The 18302-nt window shown below is 42.7% G+C and carries 12 protein-coding genes, 1 tRNA gene and 1 pseudogene; 3 read left to right on the top strand and 11 right to left on the bottom strand.

What is annotated here, in order from left to right:
* Positions 1 to 63 precede the first annotated feature (63 nt).
* The 3 genes from AKG09_RS00065 to AKG09_RS00055 all read left to right on the top strand — a co-directional run bounded on the left by AKG09_RS00065 (position 64) and on the right by AKG09_RS00055 (position 3652).
* Positions 64 to 720: an acetyltransferase gene (locus AKG09_RS00065; protein ID WP_054617482.1), complete on the top strand. Its 657-nt coding sequence runs from the start codon at positions 64 to 66 to the stop codon at positions 718 to 720.
* A 64-nt stretch (positions 721 to 784) separates the two neighbouring features.
* On the top strand, positions 785 to 1954 hold the full coding sequence (gene lpxB / locus AKG09_RS00060; RefSeq protein ID WP_054617481.1) for a lipid-A-disaccharide synthase: 1170 nt from the start codon (positions 785 to 787) through the stop codon (positions 1952 to 1954).
* A gap of 471 nt (positions 1955 to 2425) precedes the next feature.
* Positions 2426 to 3652, top strand: coding sequence for a calcium-binding protein (locus AKG09_RS00055; protein ID WP_054617480.1), 1227 nt, complete (start codon positions 2426 to 2428; stop codon positions 3650 to 3652).
* 91 nt (positions 3653 to 3743) lie between these two features.
* Here AKG09_RS00055 and aceK read toward each other — a convergent pair whose 3' ends face one another.
* The 11 genes and pseudogenes from aceK to AKG09_RS11785 form a co-directional block, all read right to left on the bottom strand.
* Positions 3744 to 5510: a bifunctional isocitrate dehydrogenase kinase/phosphatase gene (gene aceK, locus AKG09_RS00050; RefSeq protein WP_054617479.1), complete on the bottom strand. Its 1767-nt coding sequence runs from the start codon at positions 5508 to 5510 to the stop codon at positions 3744 to 3746.
* 295 nt (positions 5511 to 5805) lie between these two features.
* Positions 5806 to 9984, bottom strand: coding sequence for a DNA-directed RNA polymerase subunit beta' (gene rpoC, locus AKG09_RS00045; protein ID WP_054617478.1), 4179 nt, complete (start codon positions 9982 to 9984; stop codon positions 5806 to 5808).
* Positions 9985 to 10147: 163 nt separating this feature from the next.
* The gene (gene rpoB, locus AKG09_RS00040) at positions 10148 to 14326 is read right to left on the bottom strand and encodes a DNA-directed RNA polymerase subunit beta (RefSeq protein ID WP_054617477.1); all 4179 of its coding nucleotides are present in this window, start codon (positions 14324 to 14326) and stop codon (positions 10148 to 10150) included.
* Positions 14327 to 14532: 206 nt separating this feature from the next.
* Positions 14533 to 14904, bottom strand: coding sequence for a 50S ribosomal protein L7/L12 (rplL, locus tag AKG09_RS00035; protein ID WP_009117518.1), 372 nt, complete (start codon positions 14902 to 14904; stop codon positions 14533 to 14535).
* 66 nt (positions 14905 to 14970) lie between these two features.
* Positions 14971 to 15468 carry a 50S ribosomal protein L10 gene (gene rplJ / locus AKG09_RS00030; RefSeq protein WP_054617476.1) on the bottom strand — a complete coding sequence of 166 codons (498 nt, stop codon included), beginning with the start codon at positions 15466 to 15468 and terminating at the stop codon, positions 14971 to 14973.
* A gap of 254 nt (positions 15469 to 15722) precedes the next feature.
* Entirely contained in the window at positions 15723 to 16418 is a 696-nt protein-coding gene (gene rplA / locus AKG09_RS00025; protein WP_054617475.1) for a 50S ribosomal protein L1, read from the bottom strand.
* Complete coding sequence (gene rplK / locus AKG09_RS00020) at positions 16418 to 16849, bottom strand: 50S ribosomal protein L11 (protein WP_054617474.1); 432 nt, start codon at positions 16847 to 16849, stop codon at positions 16418 to 16420. Before rplK ends, rplA begins: the two co-directional genes overlap by 1 nt.
* 191 nt (positions 16850 to 17040) lie before the next feature.
* Complete coding sequence (gene nusG, locus AKG09_RS00015) at positions 17041 to 17580, bottom strand: transcription termination/antitermination protein NusG (RefSeq protein ID WP_054617473.1); 540 nt, start codon at positions 17578 to 17580, stop codon at positions 17041 to 17043.
* A gap of 4 nt (positions 17581 to 17584) precedes the next feature.
* Positions 17585 to 18028, bottom strand: coding sequence for a preprotein translocase subunit SecE (secE, locus tag AKG09_RS11555; RefSeq protein WP_082391708.1), 444 nt, complete (start codon positions 18026 to 18028; stop codon positions 17585 to 17587).
* 64 nt (positions 18029 to 18092) lie between these two features.
* A tRNA-Trp gene (locus tag AKG09_RS00005) sits at positions 18093 to 18168 on the bottom strand.
* 7 nt (positions 18169 to 18175) lie between these two features.
* Positions 18176 to 18302: pseudogene (locus AKG09_RS11785) on the bottom strand (elongation factor Tu); the annotation flags it as partial.

Genomic DNA, 18302 nt, shown 5'->3' with positions numbered 1-18302 from the left:
CCGTTTAAACATATCAACAACCATTCCTAACAAACTAATAATGACAACTTAAGGATTGCACCCATGACGGATACCTCAGCCTCCTCCTCCCAAAAAAAACTGGTTATTCTCGGCGCCGGCGGACACGCTAAAGTGGTGATGGATACCGCCCTATTAATGCAGAAGTGGTCGGAAATCGTGTTTATCGACGACTTCAACGATAATGAAACCGAATTTATGGGTATTCCGTTATTGGGCGACAGCAGTCTGTTAGGAAAAAGTATCCATCCCGATGAATATGATGCTGTTGTTGCCATTGGCGACAATATCGTCCGCGGCAGAATGTTCAATCTTGTGAAAAAACTAGGATTCACCCTGCCCTGTTTATGCCATCCCAGTGCCGTAATCAGCAAATTTGCCGAAATCAGCGAAGGCAGCGTATTTTTTGCCCAAGCGGTGGTTAATGCCGATGCAAAAATCGGTAAAGGTGCCATCATCAACACGGCCGCCTCTGTGGATCACGACAGCATTTTAGGAGACTTTGTCCATATCAGCCCCGGAGCGCGTTTAGCCGGTAACACTCGGGTTGGCAATTTTAGCTGGATGGGAATCGGAAGTTGCACACGGGAAGGCAGCACAATCGGCAATCATTGTATCGTCGGCGCGGGAGCTGTAGTACTTGGTAACTTACCTGACGAAACTACGGCTATCGGTGTTCCTGCCAAATCCCTAAAACGATAAATAATAAAATCAAGATATCATCCATTGATCTGCGTTGCCGCATTTTAAAATACAGCCCTACTTCATGACATCTACTTCTCTTACTATTGCTATGTGCGCCGGAGAAGCTTCCGGCGATCTACTTGGCGCACATTTAATCGAAGCTATTCAGCAACGTTATCCCAATGCACGCTTTATCGGCATAGGCGGCCCTAAAATGATAGCCCTGGGCTTTAACAGTCTTTATGAGCAAGAAAAACTAGCCGTTCGAGGGTTCGCCGAAGTAGTCAAACGCCTGCCTGAAATTTTAAAAATCCGCAAAGGTTTAATAAAACAAATGCTGGCATTAAAACCCGATGTTTTTGTAGGCATTGACGCTCCGGATTTTAACTTAGGCGTAGAAGCCAAACTCAAGCAAGCAGGCATTCCCACAATTCATTATGTCAGCCCTTCAGTTTGGGCATGGCGGCGTAAACGGGTCAACAAAATCGTTAAGCAAACCAATAAAGTGCTCTGCCTGTTTCCAATGGAGCCCCAGCTTTATACCGAAGCCGGAGGGCAGGCTGAATTTGTCGGTCATCCTCTGGCCGAAACCATGCCAATGGAGACAGACAAAAACTCTGCTCGCGACTCATTAGGCATACCCAGAGAAATTCCCGTATTCGCATTATTACCGGGCAGCCGTGTCAGTGAAATCGATTATATGGCACCCGTTTTTTTAGAAGCAGCCCGCCTTCTGCAACAACATTACCCATTAGCCCGCTTTGTATTACCTGCTGCCACAGAAGCCACTCGCCGCCGCCTAAAGCTCCTGTTGGCGAAACCTGATTTCAGCCAACTTGATGTATTAATGACTGAAGGTAATGCTACTCTGGCCGCGATTGCAGCAGATGTAGTTATCGTTACCAGCGGTACGGCAACTTTGGAAGTAGCGTTGTGCAAACGACCGATGGTTATCAGTTATAAAATCTCCCCGCTTACATATGCCTATGTGCGCCCTCAAATTAAAGTGCCTCATGTCGGTTTACCCAACATTTTACTCAACAAAGAAGCCGTGCCCGAACTCATGCAAGAAATGGCCAAACCTGAGTTTATTGCATTAGCGGCCTCTGATTGGTACGAATCTCCAGAACGTATTGCATCCCTTAGAGCTGATTTTTATCATTTACACGAATTATTGCGAAAAGATACGGCCAAGCTTGCTGCTGAAGCCGTGTTAAAAGAAGTTCGAAGTTCGAATAATCATAGCCTATAACTAAGCTGCTTGAGCGTTTGTTTGCGCTGACGTGTTCATTCAATTACAATACCCTGTTTTGTTATTATTTTAAAAATTCTATCTAATCGTATAAAAATATTAATTCTTTTTTTAACATTTTCATTTCTCGACGTATATTGACATCCTCACCAATAAAAAAAACAAACGTTACTATATATCAATAAATATTCATAATAATTATAATAATATCATATCCATATTGTTACAAGTCAAATTAGCCAAAATGAATATTTTTAGTTTTAAAACTAATATATTTTAAACTGTTGTATAAAAACCATGACAAATCATTATCAATATACCGTTTGTTCTATTAATAGGCCACGTTTCGTAAAAACATATTTATTCTCTCCGCATTAGTTAATATAAACATTGCCTTTACACACGATTTCTAATGATTTTTATCATTATTTTTAAGGCAATTTTAAAATATCAATTTCGGAGGTTAATACAATGTCATACGGCTTTAAAGGTTTTTACGGATATTGCCTGCCTAAAGGCGGTCAAAAATGGCACACAAGCCATAGCTATGGCCACAAAGGCGGCTGGGGTAAAAGCTGGGGTTACAGCAAAGATTTCTTTAGCAAAGGCTGTAGTTATGAAAAAGATTCCTACTATGGTAAAGGTTGGGGTAAAGACTTCGGCAAAAGCTGGGGATACAGCAAGGATTCTTGTAATATAAAATGCTGGGGTGGTAAAGATTTTGGCTATGGCAAAGGCTGGAGTTACGGCAAAGGCTGGGATTGCGGTTACGGCAAACAAATCAAAGGTTCTTGGTGCTGGGACACCAAAAAAGGCTGGTATTTCGAGCCACAAAGCAAAGTTCCCTCAGACAAAAACGACATCGTTTACGGCACCGACAAAGATGATGATATTTCTACCGGCAAAGGCAATGACATCATTATCGCCAAAAAAGGCAATGATATTCTTGATGGAGAGTCTGGTCACGACATCATGATCGGCGGCAAAGGTGACGATACTTATTATGTTGATAACCAATGCGATGTTGTTATCGAAAAAGCAAATGAAGGCAATGACACTATTCTGAGCAGTGTAAATATTGCGGCACCCAGCAATGTTGAAAATATCAGCTTGCTGACTGATAACAACCTGTCTGCCATCGGTAACAAGTTGAACAACGTATTACACGGTAATGATGGTCACAACTTCCTGAAATCATTGGAAGGTAACGACAACCTTTACGGTCATGCAGGTAATGACATTCTCGTGGGCGGCAAAGGTAACGACTTCCTAAACGGCGGCGCAGGCTGCGATATCCTAAATGGTGGTGAAGGTTGTGACACATATGTATTTGCACGCGGCTTCGATAACGATGTGATTTATGACTGTGACACCAATCCTGAGCACAAAGATATCCTTCAATTCAACGGTGACATTACCGCTTCAGATCTGTGCTTTGAGCGTGTTGGTAACGACCTGTTGATCAATATTGCCAGCCAAGCGGAAGATGGCGGCAAAACTTCTGAAGACAGCGTAACCATCAACAACTGGTTTAAAGGCAGCCAATTCCAAATCGAAGAGTTCGTGTTTACCGATAGCAATGTAACTTGGAATGCCAAACAAATCGCTGATGCAGTTAACTGCTACTCTTGCGCTGATACCGGTTTGTCAAACTCTATCCAAGAGCAAATCCAAATACAATCTCAAATTTGCTGCTAAGCCGCTTTTATATCAATCTATATTGATAGCTTAGAAACAATGCCTGTCTGAAAACGTTCAGACAGGCATTTTCTATATAACATTAAAAACATCAAACGTCTGTACGATCCACCAAACCTACTTCTGTTTTTCCTGGTCGGAAACGCAATGACTGTGGATACGGATAAAAATCATCCAATTCTCCTTTCATCAAACGGTCTTTCTTACCTTGCCAAAATTCGGGGGTAAGCAAGTCTTTATGATGTTGTAAAAACACCTGCCGTACGTCTGGCTCGCCAAGTAAAAACGGTGCAAATTCTTCAGGAAACACATCACCTTTATTTACCGGATACCATACTTCCCCCGACATTTCATATTCAGGGTTCGGTGCAGGAGGAATTTTACGGAAATTACAGTCCGTCATATATTCGATTTCATCATAATCATAGAAAATCACGCGTCCGAAACGAGTCATACCAAAGTTTTTATACAACATATCACCCGGAAAAATATTGGCACTAGCCAACTCTTTTAAAGCAAAACCATAGTCAATAACAGCTGCTGCTTTTTCTTCAGGTGAAGCTTTTTGCATAAAAAGGTTGAGCGGCTTCAAGCGATATTCGATATAAACATGCTTAATCACTACCAAATCATCGGTTTCTTCTATCTGGCTGGGGGCGAGTGTACGCATCTCTTCTAAAAATGCTTCATCACAGCGGTTTTTCGGCAGCGCCACATCGGAAAACTCCAATGTGTCAGCCATTCGCCCTACCCTATCATGTTTTTTCACTAAAAGGTATTTTTGACGCACGTATTCCCGATCAAAATCCTTATTGGGTCCGAACGTGTCTTTGATCACTTTGAATACATATGGAAAAGAAGGTAACGTAAATACGCTCATTACCAAGCCTTTAATGCCGGGAGCGAGAATAAATTTATCTTGCGAATTGCTCAAATGGCGGGTAAATTCGCGCCAGAAAATGTTTTTACCTTGCTTATGTAAACCAACCAATGTGTAAAAATCCCCATTTGAACGCATAGGCAGCATTTCACGCAAGAAACCCACATACCCACTGGGTACTGGCATATCCACCAAAAAATAGGCACGCGCAAACGAGAAAAGTACAGAAATCTGCTGAGGGTCAAACAAAGCCGCATCAATCTGCAGTTGTTCCTGCCCATTATGCACCACAGCCAATGCAAACGGATGCTTACTGCTACCATTAATAATCATCCCAAAGATATAAGCAGACTTATTACGGTAAAATGCAGAGTTCAATACTTGAATATGTAGATTTAATTCTTTTGGCGGCCACTCTTCTTTTAAATAATTCTTTGCTGCATGCAAGATACCGCTAATATCTTGCTTCATGTTCTCAAATGGCACCTTCCAGTTAAAATGATGCAGGATTTTACGCAGGCAGCCTCGCAAACCTTGTATATCGGGATAAAAAGATTGAAAAATCGGTTCTTCCGAATCAATGAACTCTGTACTGGTTGCGGGCTTTACAAAAATAAATTGATTGTTGAAATATTCTTTGGCAAGCAGTTTAGTTGATACTGAATTGAAAAATGTTTCTGCCAATTCAGGTTGTTTGTGATCAATCAATAAGGCTATATATTCTTTTTTTGCTGCCGCCCAAACTTCATCCGGCAAATTACCCGCATTGTATTGCCCACGCAGCACATCCACTGCTTCAGCAACACGGTTATCATACATTTGGATGCGCAAAGCAACCAATTCCTGTATTCCTTTCCAATCAGCGGCTTCAAATAAGCCTTTCGCCCGCGCAGACGCTTCACGATAAAGTGTGTAGTGGCGGTTAAAGCCTGCCAGCATGGTCTCGGCCACAGCACGAGCGGTTTCACGTTTACTCATTATTTTTCCTTTATATCATTATTGCTTTTTTGTTTTTGTAACCATATAGCGTGAATAGTACGGATTTATTACTATTTTATACGGTGAAACTCATAATAAATTAATACAAGATAATAGACGCACTATTCAAGTCAGATAAACCAACTTGGCGCGGAATTTAATCTTTACGGTTACATATAACCTTATGACTTTTTCGAATCTTGTGCAAGAACCTCATACAAGGCCTGTCTGAAAAACAAAACCGCCAACTATAATCAGTCGACGGTTCTTTAACCAAGCTTAGAAATATCAGAATTTATTCTGGTATTTCTTCACCTGTCTGTTCAACCTCATTAGCTTCAGCCCATTCATTACGGCGTGTACGATGGTAGGTCAAACCGGTACCGGCAGGAATCAGGCGGCCTACAATAACGTTTTCTTTCAGACCACGCAATTCGTCATGTTTACCCATGATGGCTGCCTCAGTCAACACGCGTGTAGTTTCTTGGAACGATGCGGCAGAGATAAAGCTATCGGTCGACAATGACGCTTTGGTAATGCCCAGCAGAATGTTATCAAAGCGCGCAGGCTCCTTGCCTTCCGCAATTGCTTTTTCATTTGCTTGCATTACATCGGCGCGTTCTACCTGCTCGCCAGGAATAAAGCCGGTTTCACCTGCATCGGCAATGTTCACGCGACGCAGCATTTGACGGATAATAACTTCAATATGCTTGTCTGAAATCTTCACACCTTGCAGACGGTAAACTTCCTGTACCTCTTGCACAATATAACGCGCCAGCGCCTCAACTCCCTGCAAACGCAAAATATCATGCGGGTCTACAGCACCGTCTACAATGGTTTCACCCCGGTTCACCACCTGGCCGTCATGCACCAAAATCTGTTTCTCTTTAGAAATCAGCGTTTCATATGCTACACCGTCTAAATCAGTGATAATCAGACGCTGCTTGCCTTTGGTTTCTTTACCGAACGACACAGTACCTGTTACTTCGGCCAGCATACCGGCATCTTTTGGTACACGCGCTTCAAACAACTCAGCTACTCGCGGCAGACCACCGGTAATATCACGGGTTTTCGAAGAAGCCTGCGGGATACGCGCCAACACGTCACCTTTACCCACTTCCTGATCTTCACGCACGGTAATAATCGCACCCACTGGGAATGCCATAGATACAGACGTTTCCGTACCTGGGATTTTCACTTCCTCACCATTCTCATCCAACAGTTTCACCGTTGGACGCAATAATTTGGAAGCACTGGAAGCACGACGTTTACCATCAATAACCACTAAAGTAGACAAGCCGGTCACTTCGTCGGTTTGTTTGGTAACAGTTACACCTTCTTCGATATTTTCAAACTTCACACGGCCTTCATGCTCAGTAATCATCGGTCGGGTATGCGGATCCCAAGTAGCCAAAGTTTGGCCTGCTTTTACGCCTGAACCATCATTGACCAACAAAGTGGCACCATAAGGTACTTTATGACGCTCACGCTCACGGCCGATTTCGTCATGAATCACCACTTCGGAAGAGCGGCCAATCACAATCAACTCGCCTTTGTTGTTCATTACATAACGCATTTGACTGTTAAAACGGGCCGTACCGTTAGATTTAGCCTCAACTTGGCTGGCCGCTGCAGCTCGAGATGCCGCACCACCAATGTGGAAGGTACGCATTGTCAACTGAGTACCCGGTTCTCCGATGGATTGCGCAGCAATTACGCCCACTGCTTCACCGGCATTCACCAGTTTGCCGCGCGCCAAGTCTCGACCATAACATTTAGCACATAAACCGTAGCGGGTCTTACAGGTAATCGGTGTACGTACTTTTACTTCGTCCACACCTGAGTTATCGATCAAATCGACCAGCTGCTCGCTTAACAGAGTACCCACTTCAACCAAGGTTTCACCGCTGGAAGGGTCAACCACATCAGCAGCAGTTACGCGACCTAAGATACGGTCACGCAGCGGTTCAATCACATCACCGCCTTGAACCACGGCTTTCATTACAAATCCGTCGGAAGTACCGCAATCATCTTCAATAACTACCAAATCTTGGGTTACGTCCACCAAACGGCGGGTCAGATAACCTGAGTTTGCAGTTTTCAATGCCGTATCCGCCAAACCTTTACGTGCACCGTGAGTGGAAATAAAGTATTGCAATACAGTCAAACCTTCACGGAAGTTTGCGGTAATCGGGGTTTCGATAATCGACCCATCAGGTTTGGCCATCAAACCACGCATACCGGAAAGCTGTTTAATCTGGGCTGCCGAACCACGTGCACCTGAGTCAGCCATCATATAAATAGAGTTAAACGACTCTTGATCAACTTCATTGCCTTCTCGGTCGGTTACTTTCTGACTAGAAAGATTATCCATCATCGCTTTAGCAATTTTATCGCCGGTGCGACCCCAGATATCTACTACTTTGTTATAACGCTCGCCATTCGTTACCAAACCTTGGCGGTATTGATTTTCAATTTCCTTCACTTCGCTTTGCGCTTCGGCCAGTAAGGTTGCTTTTTGCTCCGGTACTTCCATATCGTCCACGCAAATCGAAATACCTCCTTTAGCTGCCAATGCAAAACCGGTGTACATCAAATGGTCGGCAAAAATTACCGTATCACGCAAACCGCACAAACGGAATGATGCATTAATCAACTTAGAAATTTCTTTCTTCTTCAATGCCTTATTTACATATTCAAACGGCAGGCCTTTAGGTAAAATTTCACTTAACAACGCACGGCCGACAGTAGTTTCGTAACGGTTAACTACCGGCTCGAATTCACCTTCGTCATTTTTCACCCACTCACGTACGCGCACAGTAATTTTTGTGCCGAGCTCTACTTGTTTCGTGTGGTAAGCACGGTGCACTTCTTTCACATCGGCAAATAGGCTGCCTTCACCTCTACCATTGATTTTGTCTCGGGTCATGTAATACAAGCCCAATACAATATCTTGTGAAGGAACGATAATCGGCTCGCCGTTGGCAGGCGACAATACGTTATTAGAAGCCAACATCAAGGTACGTGCTTCCATTTGTGCTTCCAAGCTCAATGGAACGTGAACAGCCATTTGGTCACCGTCGAAGTCGGCATTGAATGCCGCACAAACAAGCGGGTGCAACTGAATGGCTTTACCTTCAATTAGAATCGGCTCAAATGCTTGGATACCCAAACGGTGCAAAGTCGGTGCACGGTTAAGCATAATCGGATGCTCTCGAATCACTTCCTCCAAGATATCCCAAACTTCCGGCACTTCCTGCTCTACCAATTTTTTCGCAGCCTTAACGGTTGAAGCCAAACCTTGCAATTCCAATTTGTGGAAGATGAAGGGCTTGAATAGCTCCAAGGCCATTTTCTTCGGTAAACCGCATTGATGCAGGCGCAGGTATGGGCCTACAGTAATTACAGAACGGCCTGAATAGTCAACACGTTTGCCCAACAGGTTTTGACGGAAACGACCGCCTTTACCTTTAATCATATCGGCCAGCGATTTCAGCGGACGTTTGTTGGCACCTGTCATCGCTTTACCGCGGCGGCCGTTATCCAGCAATGAATCTACCGCTTCTTGCAGCATACGCTTTTCGTTACGCACGATAATATCCGGCGCGTGCAGTTCCAACAGACGTTTCAAACGGTTATTACGGTTGATAACACGGCGATACAAATCATTCAAATCAGAAGTCGCAAAACGACCACCGTCAAGCGGAACCAACGGACGCAAATCTGGTGGCAGAACTGGCAGTACATCCATAATCATCCACTCAAGCTTCATGCCTGAACGCTGAAAAGCCTCTAATACTTTCAAACGTTTGGCAATTTTCTTGATTTTCGTGTCTGAACCAGTTGATTCCAACTCTTGGCGCAATAATTCAATTTCTGATGCAATATCTAGATTACGCAACAAATCACGAATACCTTCGGCACCCATTTTTGCATCAAAATCATCGCCATATTCTTCCAATTTGCTGTAATAATCTTCTTCAGTCAGCAATTGGCGGCGTTGCAACGGGGTCATGCCGGGATCGGTAACGACAAAAGCTTCAAAATACAATACGCGCTCAATATCGCGTAAAGTCATATCCAATACCATACCCAAGCGGGAAGGTAATGATTTCAAAAACCAAATATGTGCAATTGGTGCGGCCAATTCAATGTGGCCCATGCGCTCACGACGTACTTTGGACAAAGTTACTTCCACGCCACATTTTTCACAGGTTACACCTTTAAATTTCAAACGTTTGTATTTACCACACAAACATTCATAATCTTTAACCGGACCGAAAATCTTAGCGCAGAACAAGCCGTCACGCTCAGGCTTGAAAGTACGGTAGTTGATGGTTTCCGGCTTCTTCACTTCACCGTAAGACCATGAACGGATGGTTTCCGGAGACGCAATGCCGATTTTAATCGCGTCAAACTCTTCTTCCATGCCTCCTGATTGCAGGGGATTGAACAAGTCTAATAAAGCTTTCATTTTTGCTCCTTAAAGGAAGTATCTTGCTTTGCCTATCCGGTCGTTTCAGACAGGCATCATTGTCAGGCTGGGCTATTTTGTATAAATAGCTTGATCTTAATCGGATTGTCTAGTTATGCCTGTCTGAAAGATATTTTCAGACAGGCATGATTGCTTCTTAAACCTAGAAGCGCTCCAAATCGATATCCAAGCCCAGCGAGCGAATCTCTTTTACCAACACATTGAAAGATTCCGGCATACCTGCATCAATTTTGTGTTCGCCTTTAACAATGTTTTCATACATCTTCGTACGACCGGTAACATCATCCGATTTAACAGTAAGCATTTCTTGTAAGGTATAAGCCGCACCGTAAGCTTCCAGTGCCCAAACCTCCATCTCACCGAAACGCTGGCCACCGAATTGCGCTTTACCACCAAGCGGTTGCTGAGTAACCAGTGAATATGGTCCAGTCGAACGTGCGTGCATTTTCTCATCTACCAAATGGTGCAGCTTAAGGTAATGCATCACACCGACGGTAACCTTACGGTCAAACGGTTCGCCTGAACGGCCATCATACAATGTGATTTGTGTTTTGCTATCGTTGAAGCCCATTTTTTGAACTTCCGGATCATCGCTCGGATAAGCTAAATCTAGCATCTCGTAGATTTCTGCTTCTTTAGCACCATCGAATACTGGAGAAGCAAAAGTTACGCCTTCTTTCAAATTCTCAGCTAATGCCAGAATTTCTTCATCGCTCAACTCCTCCAGATTTTCTTGCTTGCCGCTGCCGTTGTATAAACGGTTAAGGAACTCACGGATTTCGCCGACTTTACGCTGTTCCGCCAGCATGCGGTCGATGCGCTCACCGATACCTTTTGCCGCCCAGCCCAAATGTACTTCCAGAATCTGGCCGATATTCATACGAGAAGGCACACCCAGAGGGTTTAATACAATATCAACAGGACGACCATCTGCCATATAAGGCATATCTTCTACCGGCAAAATACGTGATACCACACCTTTATTACCGTGACGACCGGCCATTTTGTCACCGGCTTGCAAACGGCGTTTAATGGCGATAAATACTTTCACCATTTTTTGCACACCAGGTTGCAACTCATCGCCTTGAGTCATTTTTTTCTTTTTAATTTCATAAAGAACTTCAGACTCTTCGCGTTTTTGTTTCAAGCTGAGTTTGATCAGCTCAAGTTGCTTAGCCAAATCTTCGTCAACCGGACGAATATCGAACCAGTCATGCTTGCTGGGCAAACTTGCCAAATACTCTGCAGTAATCTCGCTTCCTTTGGTAAGCTTCATCGGACCGCCATTTGCTTTTTGGCCAACCAGCATACGTTCGATACGGTCAAACGCATCATTGTCAAAAATACGCAATTGGTCACCCAAATCTTGGCGGTAACGCTTCAGCTCGGCATCAATAATCGATTGCGCTCGCTTGTCGCGCTGGATACCTTCTCGCGTAAACACTTGAACATCGATGACAGTTCCACTCATGCCGGTAGGCATACGCAAGGAAGTGTCTTTTACGTCACTGGCTTTCTCACCGAAGATCGCACGTAGCAGTTTTTCCTCTGGCGTTAGTTGGGTTTCTCCTTTAGGCGTTACTTTACCTACTAACACGTCACCTGCTTCGACTTCAGCACCTATATACACAATGCCGCTCTCATCCAAACGATTTTGCATGCGCTCAGAAAGATTCGGGATGTCACAGGTAATTTCTTCTGCACCCAATTTGGTATCCCGGGCAACTACGTTCAACTCTTCGATGTGAATAGAAGTATAACGATCATCCGCGGCTACCTTTTCTGAAATCAAAATTGAGTCTTCATAGTTGTAACCGTTCCAAGGCATGAAAGCGATGGTCATATTTTGACCTAACGCCAATTCTCCTAAATCAGTAGAAGCACCGTCAGCCACCACGTCACCACGCTGCAGCACATCACCTGCTTTCACAACAGGACGCTGGTTAATATTGGTAGATTGGTTAGAACGAGTGAATTTCACTAAATTGTAAATATCAACACCTACCTCACCAGCTGTAGCCTCGTCATCATGCACACGCACAACAATACGGTTAGCATCCACATATTCCACCACGCCACCACGACGGGCAACAATGGCAGTGGCAGAATCAACAGCAACAGAACGCTCAATACCTGTGCCCACCATCGGTTTTTCAGGACGTAAACACGGAACAGCCTGACGTTGCATGTTCGCTCCCATCAAAGCACGGTTCGCATCATCATGCTCCAAGAAAGGAATCAATGAAGCTGCCACAGAAACGACTTGACCGGTTGCAACGTCCATATATTGAACACGATCGGCAGTTGCCATAATGGTTTCGCCTTTTTCGCGACAGGTAATCAAATCACCGGTCAAATTGCCTTCTTCGTCCAGCTCGGCATTTGCCTGCGCAATCACATATCTGCCCTCCTCAATGGCGGACAAATAATCAATTTCGTTGGTTACTTTTCCATCGATTACACGGCGATAAGGTGTCTCCAAGAAACCGTACTCATTAGTTCTGGCATATACAGATAGCGAGTTAATCAAACCAATGTTCGGACCTTCTGGAGTTTCAATCGGGCATACGCGACCGTAATGGGTCGGGTGTACGTCACGCACCTCAAAACCTGCGCGCTCACGAGTCAAACCGCCCGGGCCTAAAGCTGATACACGGCGTTTATGGGTAATTTCAGACAGGGGATTGGTCTGATCCATAAACTGACTCAACTGACTGGAACCGAAAAACTCTTTAATAGCCGCAGAAACAGGTTTGGCATTGATTAAATCGGTAGGCATCAGATTTTCTGACTCTGCCTGATTCAAGCGCTCTTTTACTGCACGCTCTACTCGCGACAAACCACTTCTAAATTGATTTTCAGTTAACTCACCAACCGAACGAACACGACGGTTACCCAAATGGTCAATATCGTCCACTTCACCATGGCCATTACGTAACTCAACCAATGTTGCAATCGAAACGACGATATCCTCTACGCTTAATACATAGCCACCCTTATCAGCAGCATCCGCAAAAGTTTCATTAATTAAACGACCATACCAAGACGCTTTTTGAACATCAGTCAATTTTTGTTCATATGTCCGTGTATTAAATTTCATGCGACCAACACGTGACAAATCATAGCTATCTTCATTAAAGAATAAACGGTTAAACAACAACTCAACCGCTTCTTCCGTGGGCGGCTCACCAGGGCGCATCATACGATAAATCGCTACGCGCGCAGCTTGCTGATCAGCTGTTTCATCGGTACTCAATGTTGCTGAAATATAACCACCTTGATCAAGCTCGTTGATATAAAGTGTTTCTAAATTAGTAACGCCGTGAATATCTAATTGTGCTAACAATTCCTCTGTAATCTCATGATTAGCAACCGCTAATACTTCCCCTGTGTCGGGCACGATAACATCTTTGGCCAAAATCTTACCTAACAATGAATCTGGCTCAACAGCTAAGCGCTTAAGGCCTGACTTTTCAATATCACGGATATTTTTGGCAGTAATACGCTTGCCAGCATTAACTAATACATTACCATTCGCATCAACGATATCCAACTTGGCTGTTTCACCCTTTAAACGGGTAGGTACCAAGTCTGTTTCAATACCATTTTTAGACAAATAAAAAGTTTCTTTGTCATAAAAAGTGTCTAAGATCTGCTCATTGTTGTAACCTAAAGCTTTCAGAAGGATGGTTACTGGCATTTTCCGTCGACGGTCAATACGAAAATACAACAAATCTTTTGGATCGAATTCAAAATCCAACCATGACCCTCGATAAGGAATCACACGGGCAGAAAACAATAACTTGCCGGAAGAATGTGTTTTACCTCGGTCGTGCTCAAAAAATACGCCGGGAGACCGATGAAGCTGAGATACGATAACCCGCTCAGTTCCATTGATTACAAAGGAGCCACTAGGCGTCATTAGTGGGATTTCACCCATATATACTTCATTTTCACGCACTTCTTTTATTGTAGGCTTAGAAGATTCCTTATCCAAAATTACTAATCTGATACGGGCACGCAAAGGAGCTGCATAAGTAATACCTCGCAATTGACATTCAGCAATATCAAATAGAGGCTCACCTAAAATGTAGTGCACAAATTCAAGGCGCGCATAACCATTATGACTAATAATTGGAAAAATAGAATTAAATGCAGCTTGTAGGCCATTGTCACTACGTTTATCAAAAGGTTTTTCTTGCTGTAAAAACTTAGAATAAGAATCCAATTGCGTTGCCAACAAAAATGGTACATTCAAGACATTCGCGCGTTTCGCAAAACTCTTGCGAATACGCTTTTTTTCAGTAAACGAATAGCTCATGTAGATACTCCAAAATATGGAAAGAGAATAAAAATGAATTTATTGGAACATTAAATTTTAAAGGCCCAATTTATATTACTAAATTTATATAAATTTACAAAATGATTACCCCAATCAGCAAATTTATGTAAATTTCAAATAACATTTTCACATAAAGCGAAATAAGGCTGGCAGTAAACTGCCAGCCCAATCTTTTAGATAAAAGCTTACTTAATTTCGACTTTAGCGCCTGCTTCTTCCAACTGCTTCTTAATATCGTCAGCTTCTGCTTGAGAAACGCCTTCTTTAAGGGTTTTTGGAGCACCATCAACCATATCTTTTGCTTCTTTCAAGCCTAATCCAGTAATAGCGCGCACAACTTTAATCACACCCACTTTTTGATCACCAGCAGAAGCCAAAACAACATCAAATTCAGTTTTAGCTTCAGCAGCAGCACCACCAGCAGCAGGACCAGCCGCAACTGCAACTGCAGCTGCTGATACACCAAATTTTTCTTCGAACGCTTTAACCAAATCGTTCAATTCCATAACAGTCAAATTACCAACCGCTTCTAAAATGTCTTCTTTAGTAATAGCCATGCTATCCAACTCCTAAATATTTTAAATTTAAAATAAATTAATTTTTAAATATAACAAAACTGTTTATTAAGCAGCTTCGCTTTCTTTCTTCTCTGCCAAAGCAGCAAGTCCACGTGCAAAGCTTGAAACAGGTGCTTGCATAACAAACAACAACTTAGACAACAATTCTTCACGACTTGGGATAGATGCTAAGTCGCTAACCTGACTTGCATCCATTAATTCGCCATTATAAGAACCTGCCTTAATAATAATTTTGTCGTCTTTTTTCGCAAACTGATGCAATACTTTTGCAGCAGCAACGGCATCTTCTGATGCAGCATAAACTAAAGGACCAACCATTTGATCTGCCAAAGCAGCAAATGAAGTACCTTCTACTGCGCGACGAACCAATGTATTCTTAAGAACACGTAAATATACGCCTTCTTTTCGTGCATTGGAGCGCAATTCGGTCATGCTAGCAACACTGATACCACGATATTCAGCGATAACCATAGTTTGAGCATTAGCAATATTTTTACTAATTTCTTCTACGGCTGCTTTCTTGGTTTCAATATTGAGACTCAAGGCCTACCTCCCACTGTTTCATAATCGAAATATTTTAAAAAAAAGATATTTCACCAGCGCGGCAACCTGAAAAGACATTTCACAAGCAATTTTGCTTAAAAACTTCAGGACTACCGTCTGCGTAGGGTTTTATATTAAATCTCTCGATCCCTACGGTCTTGGACACCTACTTAAAATTATTGATTAAGTAGCCCACTCTTAAGCAACTTCCAAATACTCCTGAGTAATCCAGAAGTTGCTTAAAATCATATAATTTAGTTATTCACACTTGCCGTATCAACACGAACGCCTAAACCCATAGTGCTACTAACAGCCACTTTTTTCAAATATTGGCCTTTTGCTGCTGCAGGTTTGGCTTTAATCAAAGCATCCAACAAAGCATCAAAGTTTTCTTTTAAATCAGCTTCGGAGAAAGAGGCTCGACCAATGGTTGCATGTACAATACCGGCTTTATCTGTACGATATTGAATTTGCCCCGCTTTTGCATTCTTAACAGCTTCTGCAACATTTGGAGTTACCGTTCCCACTTTAGGGTTTGGCATTAGACCACGAGGGCCTAGAATAGTCCCTAACTGTCCTACTATACGCATAGCATCAGGAGATGCAATAACAACATCAAAATCCAAATTGCCTTTTTTGACTTCTTCTGCTAAATCTTCGAAGCCAACCACGTCAGCGCCGGCTGTCTTAGCAGCCTCAGCATTAGCTCCCTGAGTAAACACGGCTACTCTAGTAACTTTACCTGTTCCTTTTGGCAACACTACAGAACCACGAATCACCTGATCAGATTTACGCGGATCAACACCCAAATTAAAAGAGGCATCAACTGACTCATCAAATTTAGCTGTTGCAGCTTTCTTTACTAAAGAAATAGCTTCATCAATTGAATACAATTTACTAGCATCAACCGACTCTCTCAATGTCTTCAAACGTTTAGATACCTTAGCCATTACACACCCTCCACATCAAGACCCATAGAACGTGCAGAACCAGCAATGGTGCGAACAGCAGCGTCCAAATCAGCAGCAGTCAAATCAGGCTCTTTTGTTTTCGCAATTTCTTCCAATTGCGCACGAGTTATTTTACCTACCTTATTAGTTAAAGGATTCGAACTACCCTTTTGCAGACCAGCAGCCTTTTTCAACAAAATTGCAGCCGGAGGCGTTTTCATAACAAAAGTAAAAGATTTATCAGCAAACGCTGTAATCACAACAGGAATAGGAAGCCCCGGCTCCATCCCTTGAGTTGCAGCATTAAATGCTTTACAAAATTCCATAATATTCAAACCACGTTGACCCAATGCGGGGCCAACTGGCGGAGAAGGATTAGCCTTACCTGCAGGGATTTGCAGTTTGATATAACCAATAATTTTTTTTGCCACAATGAAACTCCTAATAACGGGTACAACGTAGAAACAATTCCACTCCCCAAAAATCAAGCTTCGAAGTATAACATCTATTTCTTCCAATTGCAATCTATGAAATAAACTTTCATTATCCAAAAATAAAAAGCCGCTTAATATTTCATAAGCAGCTTCATATTTACATTTAAACAAAATAAATTAAACAAGACTTAGATTTTTTCAACCTGACTAAACTCTAACTCAACTGGCGTCTCTCTACCGAAGATCTGAACTAAAACTCTTAGCTTATTACGCTCGTAATCAACATCTTCAACAACACCATTAAAGTCAGCGAAAGGCCCTTCATTTACTCTTACTTGCTGACCAACATCAAATTCAACCTTGGGCTTAGGTTTACGATCAACACCACTTTTAACTACTTGGCTCATAAGAGCCTCAACTTCTTCCTGAGAGATAGGAAGAGGACGATTTGCAGTACCACCAATAAAACCATTTACTCTAGGAGTGCTTTTTACCAAATGCCACGATTCATCCGTCATTTCCATTTCCACAAGCACATACCCTGGAAAGAATTTCCGCTCACTTACAGTACGTCGCCCATTCTTAATGTCAACAACCTCCTCAACTGGCACAAGAATCTCACCAAAATATTTTTCCATATTCTCACGAGCAATTCGCTCCTTTAGGGTTTTTTGGACGTTTTTTTCAAAACCAGAATAGGCTTGGACAACATACCAACGTTTAGACATTTCTTTAACCCTTTAACAATACCGCATTAAACACTACAGTAATCAGGCTGTCTACAGCATAAATAAATGCCGACAATACTAGCGCAAACATGATCACTCTAATCGTAATTCTAGTTGACTCAGATCTAGTAGGCCAAACAACTTTCTTAAATTCAGCATATGAATCTTTTACATAGAGAAGAAAGTCCCTACCATACTGACACCAAGACAAGATCAACACCACTGCAATTAGCCCACTCAAAGCTAAAATCACATATCTTAAATACAATGGAATACTTAAGACATTAGTATAATATGCCAACAACCCTAAACCAAATACAGAAAATGCAACAATAGATTTCGCATAATCAACAACGCCTATTTTCTTTTTTGCCGAGTTACTTTTTTTATCCCATTGGTTGATGCCTGTTTCAGATGAATGTGATTCAGACGGTGTTTTCTCTGTCATTTTAAACCTAACTTAAAATTAATAAAAACTAACCGACTCAGATGGCCGGTTAGTTTTTTTGATTTGGCAGGCCAGGAGGGTCTCGAACCCCCAACCCTCGGTTTTGGAGACCGATACTCTACCAATTGAGCTACTGGCCTCTAACTTTTAAGCAATGATAGAAGAAACCACACCAGCACCTACGGTACGGCCACCTTCACGAATCGCAAAGCGCAAGCCTTCTTCCATAGCAATCGGTGCAATCAGTTCTACAGTAATCGCAACATTCTCACCC

It is taken from the genome of Neisseria sp. 83E34, from assembly GCF_001308015.1.
In the GTDB taxonomy this organism is placed as follows: Bacteria; Pseudomonadota; Gammaproteobacteria; order Burkholderiales; family Neisseriaceae; genus Neisseria.
The sequence above is the reverse complement of the archived record's forward strand: the minus strand, read 5'-3'. Positions and strand labels throughout refer to the sequence as shown.

Excerpts from the sequence above, each read along its gene's own strand:
- AKG09_RS00065 (WP_054617482.1), top strand. The coding sequence starts at position 64 with ATGACGGATACCTCAGCCTCCTCCTCCCAAAAAAAACTGGTTATTCTC.
- lpxB (WP_054617481.1), top strand. The coding sequence starts at position 785 with ATGACATCTACTTCTCTTACTATTGCTATGTGCGCCGGAGAAGCTTCC.
- AKG09_RS00055 (WP_054617480.1), top strand. The coding sequence starts at position 2,426 with ATGTCATACGGCTTTAAAGGTTTTTACGGATATTGCCTGCCTAAAGGC.
- aceK (WP_054617479.1), bottom strand. The coding sequence starts at position 5,510 with ATGAGTAAACGTGAAACCGCTCGTGCTGTGGCCGAGACCATGCTGGCA.
- rpoC (WP_054617478.1), bottom strand. The coding sequence starts at position 9,984 with ATGAAAGCTTTATTAGACTTGTTCAATCCCCTGCAATCAGGAGGCATG.
- rpoB (WP_054617477.1), bottom strand. The coding sequence starts at position 14,326 with ATGAGCTATTCGTTTACTGAAAAAAAGCGTATTCGCAAGAGTTTTGCG.
- rplL (WP_009117518.1), bottom strand. The coding sequence starts at position 14,904 with ATGGCTATTACTAAAGAAGACATTTTAGAAGCGGTTGGTAATTTGACT.
- rplA (WP_054617475.1), bottom strand. The coding sequence starts at position 16,418 with ATGGCTAAGGTATCTAAACGTTTGAAGACATTGAGAGAGTCGGTTGAT.
- nusG (WP_054617473.1), bottom strand. The coding sequence starts at position 17,580 with ATGTCTAAACGTTGGTATGTTGTCCAAGCCTATTCTGGTTTTGAAAAA.
- secE (WP_082391708.1), bottom strand. The coding sequence starts at position 18,028 with ATGACAGAGAAAACACCGTCTGAATCACATTCATCTGAAACAGGCATC.